11 protein-coding genes and 1 pseudogene are annotated in these 14,244 nt (G+C 64.3%); 3 read left to right on the forward strand and 9 right to left on the reverse strand.

The annotated features are described in order from the left end of the window. Positions 1-7: 7 nt before the first annotated feature. Both FA04_RS11345 and FA04_RS11350 read right to left on the reverse strand, forming a co-directional pair. A complete protein-coding gene (locus FA04_RS11345) occupies positions 8-814 on the reverse strand; it encodes a class I SAM-dependent methyltransferase (protein ID WP_034792154.1) in 807 nt (268 codons plus the stop codon). A 164-nt stretch (positions 815-978) separates the two neighbouring features. Next, entirely contained in the window at positions 979-2,607 is a 1,629-nt protein-coding gene (locus FA04_RS11350) for a winged helix-turn-helix domain-containing tetratricopeptide repeat protein (RefSeq protein ID WP_082572745.1), read from the reverse strand. A gap of 71 nt (positions 2,608-2,678) precedes the next feature. Between FA04_RS11350 and FA04_RS11355 the strand changes: the two genes are divergently transcribed. Next, on the forward strand, positions 2,679-3,122 hold the full coding sequence (locus tag FA04_RS11355) for a cupin domain-containing protein (protein WP_082572744.1): 444 nt from the start codon (positions 2,679-2,681) through the stop codon (positions 3,120-3,122). Between the two features lie 58 nt (positions 3,123-3,180). Here the strand turns inward: FA04_RS11355 and FA04_RS11360 are convergent, their stop codons facing one another. From FA04_RS11360 to FA04_RS11385, 6 genes are all read right to left on the reverse strand, one after another. Then, positions 3,181-4,839: a urocanate hydratase gene (locus tag FA04_RS11360; protein WP_034793553.1), complete on the reverse strand. Its 1,659-nt coding sequence runs from the start codon at positions 4,837-4,839 to the stop codon at positions 3,181-3,183. A 223-nt stretch (positions 4,840-5,062) separates the two neighbouring features. Further along, positions 5,063-5,392 (reverse strand): TfoX/Sxy family protein, encoded by a 330-nt coding sequence (locus FA04_RS11365; protein ID WP_034792152.1) that lies wholly within the window; start codon positions 5,390-5,392, stop codon positions 5,063-5,065. Positions 5,393-5,405: 13 nt separating this feature from the next. After that, positions 5,406-6,503: a DUF917 domain-containing protein gene (locus FA04_RS11370; RefSeq protein WP_034792150.1), complete on the reverse strand. Its 1,098-nt coding sequence runs from the start codon at positions 6,501-6,503 to the stop codon at positions 5,406-5,408. 1 nt (position 6,504) lies between these two features. Further along, positions 6,505-7,785 (reverse strand): Zn-dependent hydrolase, encoded by a 1,281-nt coding sequence (locus FA04_RS11375; protein WP_034792149.1) that lies wholly within the window; start codon positions 7,783-7,785, stop codon positions 6,505-6,507. Between the two features lie 65 nt (positions 7,786-7,850). After that, positions 7,851-9,218 (reverse strand): dihydroorotase, encoded by a 1,368-nt coding sequence (locus FA04_RS11380; RefSeq protein WP_034792147.1) that lies wholly within the window; start codon positions 9,216-9,218, stop codon positions 7,851-7,853. A gap of 18 nt (positions 9,219-9,236) precedes the next feature. Continuing rightward, on the reverse strand, positions 9,237-10,775 hold the full coding sequence (locus FA04_RS11385) for an aromatic amino acid ammonia-lyase (RefSeq protein WP_034792145.1): 1,539 nt from the start codon (positions 10,773-10,775) through the stop codon (positions 9,237-9,239). A 215-nt stretch (positions 10,776-10,990) separates the two neighbouring features. Between FA04_RS11385 and FA04_RS11395 the strand changes: the two genes are divergently transcribed. Then, on the forward strand, positions 10,991-12,208 hold the full coding sequence (locus tag FA04_RS11395; protein WP_159415442.1) for a LysR family transcriptional regulator: 1,218 nt from the start codon (positions 10,991-10,993) through the stop codon (positions 12,206-12,208). 45 nt (positions 12,209-12,253) lie between these two features. Here FA04_RS11395 and FA04_RS11400 read toward each other — a convergent pair. Next, positions 12,254-13,365: pseudogene (locus FA04_RS11400) on the reverse strand (GlxA family transcriptional regulator). On the opposite strand from FA04_RS11400, the gene bcoG reads away from it, so the two are divergent. Further along, positions 13,334-14,236, forward strand: coding sequence for a 3-dehydrocarnitine:acetyl-CoA trimethylamine transferase BcoG (gene bcoG, locus FA04_RS11405; protein ID WP_029742619.1), 903 nt, complete (start codon positions 13,334-13,336; stop codon positions 14,234-14,236). The pseudogene FA04_RS11400 and the gene bcoG overlap by 32 nt on opposite strands. Positions 14,237-14,244: the final 8 nt, after the last annotated feature.

Raw genomic sequence — 14,244 nt, forward strand, 5'->3', positions numbered from 1 at the left:
GAGCCCGCTACGCCCCAGGAACAATCCCCCGGCAGGCCCAGGCAACCGCCGCAAAGGACCGCGGCCCATCGGGCTGGCCAGCCTGGTAGGCGGCCCTGACCGCCGCATCGATCTTCGCCCGCTGACCAGAATCCAGCGCACCGATGTATTTGCCGAGCGGTCCTTCGCCCGCCGCGATCGGCTGCCAGAAATCCTCGAACGACTGATAGTCCATGCGGATCATCAGTGACGTCTGCTCGACCCTTTCAAGACCGTGCGCCGCAAAGTTCTGCATCATTTCCCCGGGCCGCATCATCGGCTGGAAACAATAGCGACTGCGCACCTGCTCGGCATTTCCATCCAGCATCGCCGCCACATCGAGCACCATGCGCATGCCCGGCATGCCGCCAAAGTGATCCCAAACAACGGCTGCAACGACGCCGCCCGGCCGGGTGACTCGGCGCATCTCGGCGACCGCCTTTCCCGATTCCGGCACGAAATGCAGCACCAGCAGCGCCATCGCCCGGTCGAAGGATGCATCGGCAAAGGGCAGCGCGCAGGCGTCGGCCTGCTGGACTTTGATCCGCGGATCTGAACTCGCCCGGATCGTCGCTTCGACGAAAACAGGCGAAAAGTCGATTGCAACGATCTCGCTGACATCGGCCGCGCGCGGTAAGGCAAAGGTAAGGCTGCCCGTGCCGCAACCGACATCCAGCACCCGCTCACCGTCGGCAACACCCGCAAAGTCGATGAATGGCGGCGCAAGCCGCCGGCTCCACCGGCCCATCAACTGTTCGTAGCCGGCAGCACTCTGCACATTGAAGCTCGATGTCATGATCGCCTCCGGGCAGTGAGGCGTGCATTGTAACGTGTGGCAGGCGCGACACCAAGACACCGGCTCACCGCTCGAGCGCCGTCAGCAGAAACGGTGGAAGGTACGTCGTCAGATCGCCTGCGTGAGCGGGCGTGATTTTTGAGAATGGCAAAGCAGCAAGGAAGTCAGGAAGGTTGAGGCGTCTGAAGCAAGTTGCTCGGGATTTGTTGCAACAATTCCGCCAATCGTTTCTGCCAATGCGGATTGCGCTGTCTTAGCGGCTCTAGAGCGTCGCCTGACACGTTCTCCAATTCGCTCATCAACGCGCGCGATGATCGAGCCTCTGCAAGACGCCCGGCAGCCGCATAACAGCAGGCCAGCGTTTCTTGGACCGGCCGCCATCCGGGGCGCACCTTTTGGGCCTTCACGGCAGCAGCGAGCGCGTTTGTTCCATCGCCTGCAAACAGGTGGGCGAGCGCCAGAAAATTCAGCCAGACGAAGTTCTGCGGGTCATTGGCGTTCAACATGAGACCGTGTTCAAGCGACGCTATGGCACCGGACGCGTTCCCCCTGAACAGCTCCGCCATCCCCAGGACAAGGTGGCCAAGGGCGAAACTCGGGCTGATCTCGATCGCCCTTTCGGCGGCGAGGACCGCCTGCTCGGGCGCATTCGCGTACGCGCTGCAGATCGCCAGCGCATAGTGTGTGTACGGGTTCTTTTCGTCGAGCCGAACGGCTGCCAAGGCGGCGTCCAAACCCTCTCTGATGTCATCGGAAGGAAGCTCGCTCCATCCATAGGCGACGATGCCTGCGCTCACGCGACCAAGCCAGAGATGCGCTTCGGCAAGCTCGGGATCAAGCCGACACGCCTCCCTGAATAGCTCTCGCGCCATCAAGTGGGTCTGCTGGCCAACCTGGTGAAAATACCAGGTCCCCTGCCGCACGATCTCCCACGCCGACAAATTTCCCGTGTGCCGCGCCGGCGAGGGGAATGATGCCGTCTTCAACAGTTCTGGTTCAATCGCACCTGCAACTCTCTCTGCGATGGCGTCTTGAACTGCGAATGCCTCTTCCATTTCCAGGTCATACCGTTCGGCCCAGACCTGGCTGGCCGAGGTGGTCTCGACCAGTTGCGTGGAGACCCGAAGACGGCCGCCGGAGCGGCGCACGCTTCCTTCGAGCACGTAATCGACATCCAGGTCTCGGCCCACCTGCTTGGCGCTCACCGACTTGTGCTTGTAGACGAAACTTGAATTGCGCCCGATGACCCGAAACCACCGAAATCTCGTAAGCGCGGTGATCACATCTTCGGTGATGCCATCGACCAGATACGACTGTTGCTTGTCACTGCTCAGATTTGCAAACGGTAGGACCACGATCGATGGTCTGCCCGGGTTCGCGGGCGAACCTGGCAGTGCCGGCGACGCATCAGCGGCAACCGGATGCAGGCTATTCACCCGGGCGGCAAAACGATAGCCCGCACGCGGCACGGTGGCGATCCATTCGTTCCCCTCCGGTTGAGGGCCCAGCATCTTGCGCAAGGCAGCGATCTGAACCGAGAGATTGCTCTCCTCGACGACAGCCGCGGGCCAGGCTGCCTCCATCAGCGCGGACTTGCTCACGACCTGCATCGACGCTCGCACCAGCGCGTGCAGCAGCAACAAGCCCTTATGGCCAATTGCGACCCGCCGCCCTTCACGCGTCAGTGCGCCGCGCTCCATGTCGAGGATGAATGTCCCGAACGCGAACAGTTGCGGCTCGACACTATCGGCCACGACGTCTTCGGAAGAATTCGGAACTTTTCGCCCTCCCATTCAGGACTCCAGCCGGTCTTCTTGCGATCCTTTGCGCAGGTCGACCAGACTACCACAGAGGAGACCGAAAAATGACGATTTCAGAAGAACGAACCGACGCGCGTCCAGGCTTCTCGCGGGGCAAGGCCCTCGTATCCAAAGGGGACGCCGGTTACCGGGCTGAACAGGGGCCCGATTACCTGCCCGGCATTAGTGCAGAGTCGGTTGGCTCCACCGCACTGTGGCTCGGTATCGCTACGATACCGCCTGGAAAGCGCACCAAGGCGCATGTGCATGAGCGCCACGAAACTGCCTTCTACATGTTGAGCGGCGAAGAGCTGGAACTATGGAGTGGCGATGAACTCCAGCACCGGGATGTGATGCACCCAGGAGACTATCTGTACATCCCCGCCAACGTGTTGCACGTGGCCGTTAATCGAGCTGACCAACCAGCCGTATTTATCGGGGCGCGCAACGAGCCAACCGCGCAGGAGAGCGTTGTTCTTTATCCTGAAATGGATTCCAGAGTGCCGTAACAGGTGCAAAACTGCTTATGGCAAAGCCGCCGCCAGGTCCTTACACCTTCACAGGTCCTTACACCTTCACATGCCCGATGCCCTTGGCGGCGATCTCCTCAAGGCTCTCGTCATAGCCGGCATCCGCATAGCGGATGACGCCAAGCGAGGTGTCGTTGGTGAGGGCATAGTCGAGGCGCTCGTCGGCCTCGACCGTGCCGTCGGCAACAACGGTCACGCCGCAGCTCGTCATGTAGCCGGCATAACCGCCACCACCGGAATGGACGACCACGAGATCGGCCATGGAGGAGCAGAGCAGCATGGCGTCGAGTAGCGGCCAGTCGGCGATCGCGTCCGAGCCGTCCTTCATCCGCTCGGTCATGATGTTCGGATGCGCCATGGCGCCGGCATCGAGATGGTCGCGGGAAAACGCGATCGGGCCTTTGAGTTCGCCAGATGCCACCAGTTCGTTGACGCGCCGCGCCAGCGCCGTGCGTTCGCCGTGGCCGAGCCAGGCGATGCGGGCCGGCAGGCCCTCGAAGGGAATATGCTGGCGCGCAAGCCTGATCCAGTTGGTGACGATGCGGTTGTGCGGAAACATGTCGAGCAGCAGATCGTCGATCCGGGCGATGTCGCTCTCCTCGCCGGAAAGCGCCATCCAGCGGAAGGGGCCGATGGCGCGGGCAAAGAGCGGACGCAGATAGGCCTCGGTGAAGATCGGGATGTCGAAGGCATTGGCAACGCCGCCCTCGCGCGCCTGGGTGCGGATGAGGTTGCCGTTGTCGAAGACTTCCGCGCCCTTCTGCTGGAAGTCGAGCATCGCCTTGACGTGCTCGACGATCGAGGCGCGGCTCGCCGCCATCAATTGCCCCTGGCCGTCGTCGCGCAGCGATTTCACCTGGTCGAGGCTCATGCCCTTCGGCACATAGCCGTAGACAAGATCATGCGCTGACGTCTGGTCGGTGACGACGTCGGGCACGATGCCACGCCGGGCGATCTCCGGATAGATCTCAGCCGCATTGCCGACGAGGCCGACGGAGAGCGCCCGCTTGTCCTTCACTGCCGCGTCGATCATCGAGAGCGCAGTATCGAGATCGGGCGCGATCTCCTGCAGATAGCCGATCTCCCGGCGCTTCTTCGCCCGCTCCGCGTCGATATCGACACAGAGGATCGCCGCCCCCGCCATCCGGCCGGCAAGCGGCTGGGCGCCGCCCATGCCGCCAAGCCCCGCCGTCAGCACGAAACGCCCGGAGAGATCGCCGCCGAAACGGCGTTCGGCGATGCGCATGAAGATCTCGTAGGTGCCCTGGATCACGCCCTGGCTGCCGATATATTGCCAGGCGCCGGCCGTCAGCCCGCCCCAGCAGATCAACCCTTTTCGCTGCAAATCATAGAACACCTCGGCGTTCGCCCATTGGCCGACAATGTTGCAATTGGCCATGATGACGAGCGGCGCCTTGGCGTGGGTCTTCAAGAGCCCCACCGGCTTGCCGGACTGGATGACGAGCGTCTGGTCCTCGTCCATTTCGATGAGCGTCTTGACGATAGCCCGGTGCGCCGGCCAGTTGCGCGCCGCCTTGCCAAGTGCTGCATAGACGACCAGATTGTCAGGATCCTCGCCGACCGAAAGCACGTTTTCCAGGAGCCGCAGCAGCGCTTCCTGCCGCCAGCCCTTGGCGCGCAGCTCCGGTCCACCGGGGATGGGAAAACCAGGATGACGGGGATTGGCCTTGGGCATCGTCTCGTTCCTCTTTGTCTTGTCGGCGGGGTGGTTGCCCCACGCATTCATGGCGACGGGAGGTCGCTGCCTCTCGTTTATGGCGGGGGCAGATCCCTGCTCCCTTGCATTCGTGGCACGCGCAAGTCGCCGCCTCTCATGCTTGTGGCGACGGGTGGTGACGGCCCGACACGCACTGGCGAGAGCGGCCAATGAGGCTCGCCGCCGAGGCAGCGAGCCTCATTCACTTCGGCGGCAGCGTCTCGACGAACGCGATCGCCCCATCCAGCAACCGCCGGCGCAGCGCATCATCGCCATAGGCATCCGCCCCTGCGCGCACCCAGCCATGCATCGCCCGTCCGTTCATCACCATCAGCTCGATATCCGGCAACGCCAACGCCCAGCCGTCATTGCCCTTGCCGAGGCGCACGAGCAGAGAGCCCTCGCGCGCGCCAAGTAGCAGGTTGCCTTGAAGCAGATAGGCCCAGCCGCCGAACATGGCTTTTTCCGAAAGCCCGGCGCGGTCACCGAGCTCTTCGCGGATTAGTTCCTCTAGCCCTGCATCGCGCGCCATCACCCTGCTCCCGTCAGCTACGGCTGGAAAGCGCGTAGCGGGCGAGCTCGATGCCCATCGCCTTTTCAACCGATGGATAGACCGTCGGGTCGAGCACGCTGGAGGACAGCGGGATCACCGTCTTCGGCACATGCAGCACGAAGATCCTCATGCCCACCTGCAGCTGGCCGACACTCAAAGGCTCGCCCTCCCGCGACAGCGTGGTGATGACGTCGGGGAAGGTCGCAAGCCGCGTGCCTTCCGCAGAGTCAACCGCCATATACTCGTTCATCACGTGCAATACCGTTGAGTCAGCGCCCTTCCCCAGCGTCACCGTGCCGATGTCGAAGGCTTCCTTGGTATAGACGACCGATTTGTCAGTGATCGTGCCCTCGGCGAGAATCGCGCCATTGGTCGTCTTGACGATCGCGTCGATCACTGCGCTGCCGCCCTTGGCTTCCGCCGCGATGATCGCCTCGCCGAGCGCCAGCGCCAGCGAGATGCCGCCCAGCGCCGCATTGGCTTTCACATAGGATGCCCTGACCGGATTGCGGCAGGAGGCAATGAAGCCGCCGGACATGTCGGAGGCGGTGCGCAAGACCGGCGAGACCTTGGCCGTGGCGCCGCGCACGACCAGCTCGATATAGCGGTTCTCGTCGCGATTGCCGCCGACCGCCGTCTGGATCATCGGCTCGGGCGAACCGGCAAGGCCGATCGAGCCCATGTCACCGGTCGGGTGCGCGCGGATGTCGCCGACCGCGTCCACCACCTTGGTGCCGAGTATCGCCGACGGCAGCCAGCCGTTCAGCGTCGAGGACTTGCCGTTCTGGCCGATGATGAGCCCCGAGAGCTTCTCGCCGAGCGCCTCCTGCAACAGCTGCACGGCCTTGACGTAATCGACCCCACGCATCTCCCAAGGCGTGGTCGAGGCCGGTGCACCGATCGCGGCGGCCGTAGCCACCCAGTCCTGTGCCTCGAGTTCGTCGATCGAGACGAGCTCGGGTTTGCCGATCGAGACCGCTGCATAGCCGAGCATACGACCATGATCGGCCCAGCCGCCGCCGCCTGCGGCATAGACGGAACCGCCCTTGACCGCTGCCTCGACATCCTTTTCCTTCAGTATCCGGCCCATCTCACACCTTCTCCTGCAATTTCTTGTCGAGTCGCTTCACCGCATCGAAGAGAACGGCCGCGCCGAGCGCGATATCATCGTTTTCGGCCCACTCCTCCGGCGCATGCGAGCGCCCGCCGAGGCAGGGAATGAAGATCATCGCCGAACGGGTGATGCGTCCCATCCAGGCGGTGTCGTGACCGGCGCCGGAGGCCATGCGCCGATGCTTGGCGCCGATCGCATCGCAGCTTTCTTCAAGCGTCGAAAGCAGGAGCGGATCGCCCGGCGTCGGGTGGTTGTCCGAGATCACATTGGCGGGCGGGATCGTCACGCCCGACGCCTCGGCGACACCCTGGCAAAGGGAGCCGAGCGTTGCCAGAAACCGCTCCATTTGCGGCCGCAGCTCGGCACGCGCATCGATCAGCAGCCGGACGCGAGACGGCACCACATTGGCTGCATTCGGCTCGATCGAGAATTCACCGACCGTCGCGGTGAAATGCCCGTCGCCGTGAGAAAATTCCGTCGCCAGCCGCTCGATCTCCAACACCAGATGCGAGGCGGCAACCAGCGCGTCGCGCCGATGCCCCATCGGAGTCGTACCGGCATGGTCCGCCTGGCCCTCGACGATGATCTCGATGCGGGTGATGCCCGAGATGGCGGTGACCACCCCGACATCGAGCCGCCCAGTCTCCAGTATGGGCCCCTGTTCGATGTGCAGTTCGAGGAAGGCCTTGATGTCGGAGCGTTTCGAGCCGGAAAGCCTGGAGGGGTCACCGCCCACTTCGACGATACCCTGCCTGAGGCTCAGATCCCCTTGCGTGCGGCTGAGCCACCCATCGGGCAGCACGCCCGCCATGCCGCGGCTGCCGACGCAGGAAACGCCGAAGATCGACACTTCCTCGGCCAGGAAATCAACGATCTCCAGATCGTGGTCGAGGTCGATGCCGTTGTCAGAAAGCGCGCGCGCCACTTCAAGCGCCGCCGCCACGCCGGCGATGCCATCGAAGCGGCCGCCATCCGGCACCGTGTCGGAATGGGAGCCGAGCAGGATGGTGCCGAGCGCCGACTTTTTCCCCTTGCGCCGGCCGATCAGGTTACCGGCGGCGTCGATGCGGGTTTCAAGCCCGGCCGCGCGAAAACGCCGGTCGAGAAAGGCCCGGCCTTCGAGGAACAGCGGCGTGAAGGCGCGGCGTGTGTAGGGCCGGTCCGGCTCGGTGATACCAGCCAAGCCGTTGACGATGCCGGCAATCCGGCTGGCATTGACGGGCAGATTGGCCGGAACTTTGTGGGCGGTCTTGCTCATCACATTTCCTACATCTCGATGCCGGATGCGGGCGGAAAATCGCACGCACTTTTCCGCATTCCGCTTTACAGAGCCAAAGTGGCGAGTGGCCGGACAAACTGTCCCGCGCCCGGCTCGGCCAAAACCTGGCGACCATCGAACGCAAGCCTGCCCCGCAGATAGGTCGCTGAAACGCGCCAGGGCAGTCGAATGCCATTATAGGGCGACCAGCCGACGACGTTGTGACCGCTCTCGGCCGCATCATAGACATAGGGCTCCGGCGTCATGACGATGATGTCGGCATCCTTTCCAGGTTCCAGCGCACCCTTCTGATGATCAAGACGGAAATGCCTGGCCGGGTTCAGCGTCATCAGCTCGGCTGCGCGCGTCAAGGGAATGCCGCGCTCCAGCGCGCCCTTGACGAAGAGCGGCACCATGACTTCGAGCCCCGGAACGCCAGACGCGTTCGCCAGCATGTCCGGATTGGTCTTGCGATCCTCAGACCAGCTGACGTGATCGGTCGAGACCATCGTCACCGTGCCGTCGGCCACGTGCCGCCAGAGCTTTTCCACCTCGGCGTGCGGCCGGATCGGCGGGTTGATCTTGGCCTTGCCGCCGAGACGGCGAACATCGTTTTCCTCGTCGAGCGTCAGGTAGTGGATGCAGCACTCGATCGTCGCTTTGTAGCCCTGGGCGCGATAGGCGGCGGCAATCTCATAGCCGCGCCCGAGCGAGCAGTGCACCACATGCGCCGGGCAGCCCGTGGCGGCACCCGTCTCGTAGATCTGGTTGGTGGCGAGCAGTTCCGTCAGCGGCGGACGCGACAGCCCATGGGCGCGGTAGTCGGTGATGCCAGCCGCCTTGACCTTGTCGATCGCGGCACGCACCGCCTCGTCATCCTCGTTGTGGACGCCGGCTGAAAGCCCGGTTGGCGCGATCGCCCGGAAGCAGTCTTCGAGAAGGGCTGCCGGAATGCGGGGAAAGCGCTTTGGATCGGTGCCGAAGGTCGAGAACTTGAAGGCGGCGACACCCGCCTCCACCATCTCGCCGATGCGCGCCGGTCCCTCCTCCGGGTCCACGGTGCCATAGAGCGCGAAGTCGACGCGCGCCTGCGGTCCCGCATGGTCGATCTTGCGACGAAGAGCCTCGGCCGAACAGACAAGATTGCCCTCGTCATAGGGCATGTCGACAATAGTGGTCACACCGCCGGCCGCCGCCGAGCGGGTCGACCAGAGGAAATCCTCCTGGTTCTTCTGCGACAGCGAATGCACCTGCGCGTCGACGGCCCCGGGCAGGATCAGCGCGTTGCCGAGATCATGCCGCTCCCGCGCGGCGGGTGCAGCCCTTTGCCCGACATGCACCACCTTGCCGTCGCGCACCGCCACGTGGCCGCCCTCGACGATCCTTTCGGGGAGAACAACGGTGCCTTTCAGAACGAGATCGAAATCGGACATGCTGCTCTCCCAGTCGGATTATTTGTCGAGCGCGAAGAAGTCGTCGAATTCCGGCATCGGCGCCAGAGCGACGAAGGAGCGCAACAGGTCGTGGCAGGTGAACGCATCCTGCAGCGCCTCGATCTCCTTCGAGAGCGGCCGGTCTTTGAGATACATGGGGCTGACCGAACGGGTCTGGTCATAGGCGCGCTTGACGATCCCCTGCGGCTGGTCGCCGACGAGATCGATCGCCTGGGCCGAAAGCATCGCCTCGATCGCGGCGAGCTGGCGCAGATCGCGCACCTGGGTTTCCATGCGCTCGACGATCAGCGGCAGGAAGGTCGCCTCCTCTTCGAGACCGCCGGCAACCACGATCGACTGCGCCGAAAGCGGCACGGCGAGCGACTGCACGCGCATATAGAGTTCGACCGCAAGCTTCATCAGCGGCCCGAGCCCGGTCGCGACTTCCCCCGGCGCCACCAGATTGACCGAGAGATTGCGGCGTCCGCCGTTCGACAGCAGGATGCAGCGGTTCAAAACATTGCGCGCCGCATGGGAAAAGGCGATCTGCGCCGCCTCGATATAGAGCGTCGTCGTCAGCGGCAGCGATGCGCCGGAGGAATGGACCTGGCCGCCGATGACAACAGGGTTGTCGTCGGAGAGATAGGTCTGCTCCACCAGCCGGCCGGCGGCGACCAGCAGCGTATCGACGACCGCGCCGAAGACCTGGGCGGTCATGCGCAGGCTCAAGGGATCGTGGATCGCCGTCGGTAACGGCCAGTCGGAAATGCCGGACTGGCCATAGAGCCAGGAGCCGACCAGCGCCTCGCCGCGGGTCGAGAGCGTCGCGGCCACCCGCCACGGGTCGGCGGAGGCACCGAGCGCCTGAGACGACATGACGCCGGTGACGAGCAACACGCGGATCGCGGCCGCCGCCTCGCGCAGCACGTTTACGGCAGCGGCAAAGGAAATGGCGTTGACGCTGAGAGCCGCCAGTGCATCGCGCGGCTGCATGACGAACGGCTTGAGACCCGCCTCGGCAAGCGCCGTATCGGCCGAAACGAGGCGCCCTTGGTAATAGGCCTCGCCGACACCGGTCAGCACCGAGGCGATCTGGCCCATCAGCCCGATATCGGCGCAGCCCATGGAGCCGTGGCGGCGCACCGCCGGAATGATGTCGTGCTCGCTGAGTGCCAGAAACGCCCGGATCAGGTCCGGGCTGCAGCCGGTGTGGCCCCGCATCGCGGTGTTCACGCGGATGGCGATCGCCATGCGTACGATCGCCGGCGCAAAGAATTCGCCGGTGCCGAAATGGTGGGCTCTGACCAGCGCATTGTTGAATTCGGCGAGATCGTCGGCGGTCCAGAGCCGGTCCTTCATCGAGCCGACGCCGGTGTTGGAGCCGTAGACGGGAAGCCCCATCGCGACACGTTCGGCAACCACCTTGTGGGCGGCGGCCACCCGTTCCATGCCGCCGTCGTCAGCCACCGGTCGCGCCCTTCCCGCCCCGATATCCTCGAGCGTCGCGAAGTCCAGCGGTTTCCCGCAGAGAACGGTGGTTTTGACCTGATACAGCATGCCGATAAATATCCTTCCGCGCCGAGCGCGCTTCGGTTTCGAAACGGTGCGCGGATGCTCTGATGTCTCGCACCCGACGCTCGAAAACGCCGGGGTGCTTCATGCATGCTATGCGCTTATCGCGCATCCATGCTATATCCCAAATCCGGAACGGGTGATGCATATTTCAGAACGCACCTGATGAAGGTGCCACGTCCGGGGTCATTGGAATGGATATGGCGACGATCGCTTTGGTCGATGCGGTGCTTCGTGAAGGTGGCGTTCGCCGCGCCGCAACTCTCTGCGGCCGGGCGCCGTCGAGCGTGAGCGCCGCGGTCAAGCGCTTCGAGCAGGCGATCTCCATGCCGCTTTTCCGTCGGGAAGAAACAGCGCTGGTGGTGACGCTCGAAGCGCGCGCGCGCGCCGTCGACGTCGAAGAGGCAACCGGCAAGATCACCGCCATCCTGGAAGGCGTCGAACGGGAGACGACCGCCCCCGTGCCGCCGATAGGCCTCGTCGCGCTCGACCGCTTCGTGCGCATCGCCCGCTCCGGCAGCATCCGTGCCACGGCAAAGGCGCTCGGCCTCGGCCAGCCGCAACTGACGCGGCAGATGGCGGATCTCGAACGCCATCTCGGCACCAGGCTGTTCGAACGCTCCCATGGCGGGGTCCTCTGTACGCCAACCGCGGAGCGGATCATTCCTCTCAGCGAGGCCCTGCTCGATATCTGGGCGCGGCTGACCCACGCCTCTGCCGACCGCTTTCGCCGCGACGTCGCCACCTGGCGGCTCGGCGCCGTCATGCCGCTTGGTCCGGAAAGCGAGATCGCCCGCATGCTGGCGGCCCTGACGGCGAACTGGCACCGCGCCCGCCCGCGCCAACCACTGTTCATTTCCAGCACCACGGCCGACGAACTGCTCGTCGGCCTTCGCAGCCGACGGTTCGATGTCGCGCTGCTCGATGTCGCCGAGATCCCGGCCGACTGCGACGGCCGGCTGGTGTCGCAGACGCCGCTGGTGCTGGCGGGGCCAGCCTCCGCCCTTTCGGAACTGGGCGGCAACCTGCCCCGGCTGCTCGCCGCCTGCCCGATCGCGGTGCCGAGCGTCCGGAGCGGCCTTCGCCGCGAGGCCGCGCGCTTCCTCGACGACACGCTTGATGAAGCCGAACGGCGGCGCATCACCCTCGTCGAGGTCGATTCCATCCCCGTGATCATCAACCTCGTTCGCCAGCACGGTTATCTCTCGGTGCTGCCGCAATCCTCGCTCGCCCGCGTGCATCGCCCGCCAGCCATGATCCGGCTCGGCCCCGCCTATCGGCAGTCGCTGACACTCGTCTGGCCGCGCGGCGCCTTCGCCGCCGAGATCGGCGAGTTGATGATTTCGATGATGAAGATGAGCGCCGAGACGAGATCGCCGGCGGAATCAGTTCCTGATCATCGGCCGCCAAACGCCTGAAACGACTCTGAAATTCCCGCCTGAATCGATACTTGAAGCGCGCGCTCAGCTCTTCAGCTTCAGCCGCCTGCGCGTTTCGCTCGGGCTTTCACGGTAGTGCGCCCTGTAGCTGCGCGAGAAAGAAGACGACGAGTTGAAGCCGGAGATCGCGGCAATGTCGGCAAATTCCATCCGCGTCTCGATCACCTTGCGCCGCGCCGCATTGAGACGAAGCGCCAGGTAGTGCTCGTGCGGCGCAACGCCCATCGTGTCGCGAAAGAGATCTTGCAGATGCCGGGTGCTGACGCCGATGCGGCGGGCGAGCCTGGCGAGCGTCAAGGGCGCTTCCACCGTTTCCTCCATCAGCTTGACGGCGGCACCGACGCGTGGATCGAGGATGCGCATGTTGCCGATCGTCGGCATCTGCAGGAGATCGCCGCGGGTGCGCTCCTGCTCGTAGATGAAGAGGCGGGAGACTTCGAGTGCCAGCGAATAGCCATGCGCCCGGCGGATCAGCTCCAGCATCAGGTCGAGCGTCGGCAACGAGCCACCGGTCGTGATGCGCTTGCCGTCGATGACGAAGCGCTCGCGCACCATCGTCACCTGCGGGTAGGCAGCGGTGAAATCCTCGAAATCCTCCCAGTGGGTCGTCGCCTTGAAATTGTCGAGCAGGCTGGTCTCGGCAAGCAGCCAGGAGCCGGATTCGATGCCGGCCATCAGCTCGCGGTGCCGCGCGGTCTGCGAGAGCAGCATCTTTAGCTGCGAAGTGGCGCTGCGCTGCCAGTTGTAGCTCGAGAGGATGAAAAGCGGCGACGTCTCGCGCTGCGGCCGGAAGATACCGGAGACCGGAATGGGGATGCCGCTCTTCGTTTCGATCGGCGCACCGTCGGGGCTGTAGATCGTCCAGTCGTAGAGCGGGCGGCCGGCAATGCGGTTGGCGGCACGCATCGGCTCGATGACCGAGGCAACGAGGATCAGATTGGTCTCCGGCAGCACCAGGACATCGACGTGCTGCACCTGCGAAACGTTCTGATCCATGCCCAAACTTCTCCACTCTGTCGCCGATAATGTATAGAATGAAGCCGATAATGAAAAGCAACGCGGTCTTTCTTGGCTCGTAATGGGCGCAATAAAAGGGAGACAGCAATGCCGCTCAGCATGAACCGCGAGGTATTCATCACCTGTGCCGTCACCGGCTCGGGAGACACCGTTTCAAAGTCCAGCCACGTGCCGATCACGCCGAAACAGATCGCCGAAGCGGCGGTCGAGGCGGCCAAGGCCGGCGCTGCCGTGGTCCACTGCCACGTCCGCGATCCGGAGACCGGCGCGCCGGCCCGCAGGCTTGATCTCTACAGGGAAGTGACTGACCGTATCCGCTCTGCCGATGTCGACATGGTGCTGAACCTGACCGCCGGCATGGGCGGGGACCTGATCTTCGGCAATGTCGAAAGCCCGCTCCCGCTCAGCGAGAAAGGCACCGACATGGCCGGCGCCACCGAGCGCGTCGCCCACGTGGCCGAATGTCTGCCGGAAATCTGCACGCTCGACTGTGGCACCATGAACTTTTCGCTCGGCGACTACGTCATGACCAACACGCCGTCGATGCTGCGCGAAATGGCCCGCCAGATGACCGCCCTTGGCGTGCGTCCGGAGATCGAAGCCTTCGACACCGGCCACCTCTGGTTTGCCAAGCAGCTGGTCGAGGAAGGCCTGATCGAGGATCCGGTCTTGATCCAGCTCTGCATGGGCATTCCGTGGGGCGCGCCCGACGACCTCAACACCTTCATGGCCATGGTCAACAACGTGCCTGCCAACTGGACCTTCTCGGCCTTCTCCATCGGCCGCAATGCGCTCGCCTATCCGGCAGCAGCCATCCTTGCCGGCGGCAACGTCCGCGTCGGCCTCGAAGACAACCTCTATATCGGCAAGGGCCAGCTCGCCACCAACGGTCAGCTCGTCGAAAAGGCGGTTGGCGTCATCGAGGGCATGGGCGCCAAGATCATCGGACCGAAAGAGGTCCGCGAGAAACTGAAGCTGACGAAGCGCTGAGCAAGGAC

The organism is Ensifer adhaerens, assembly GCF_000697965.2.
Taxonomy (GTDB): domain Bacteria; phylum Pseudomonadota; class Alphaproteobacteria; order Rhizobiales; family Rhizobiaceae; genus Ensifer; species Ensifer adhaerens.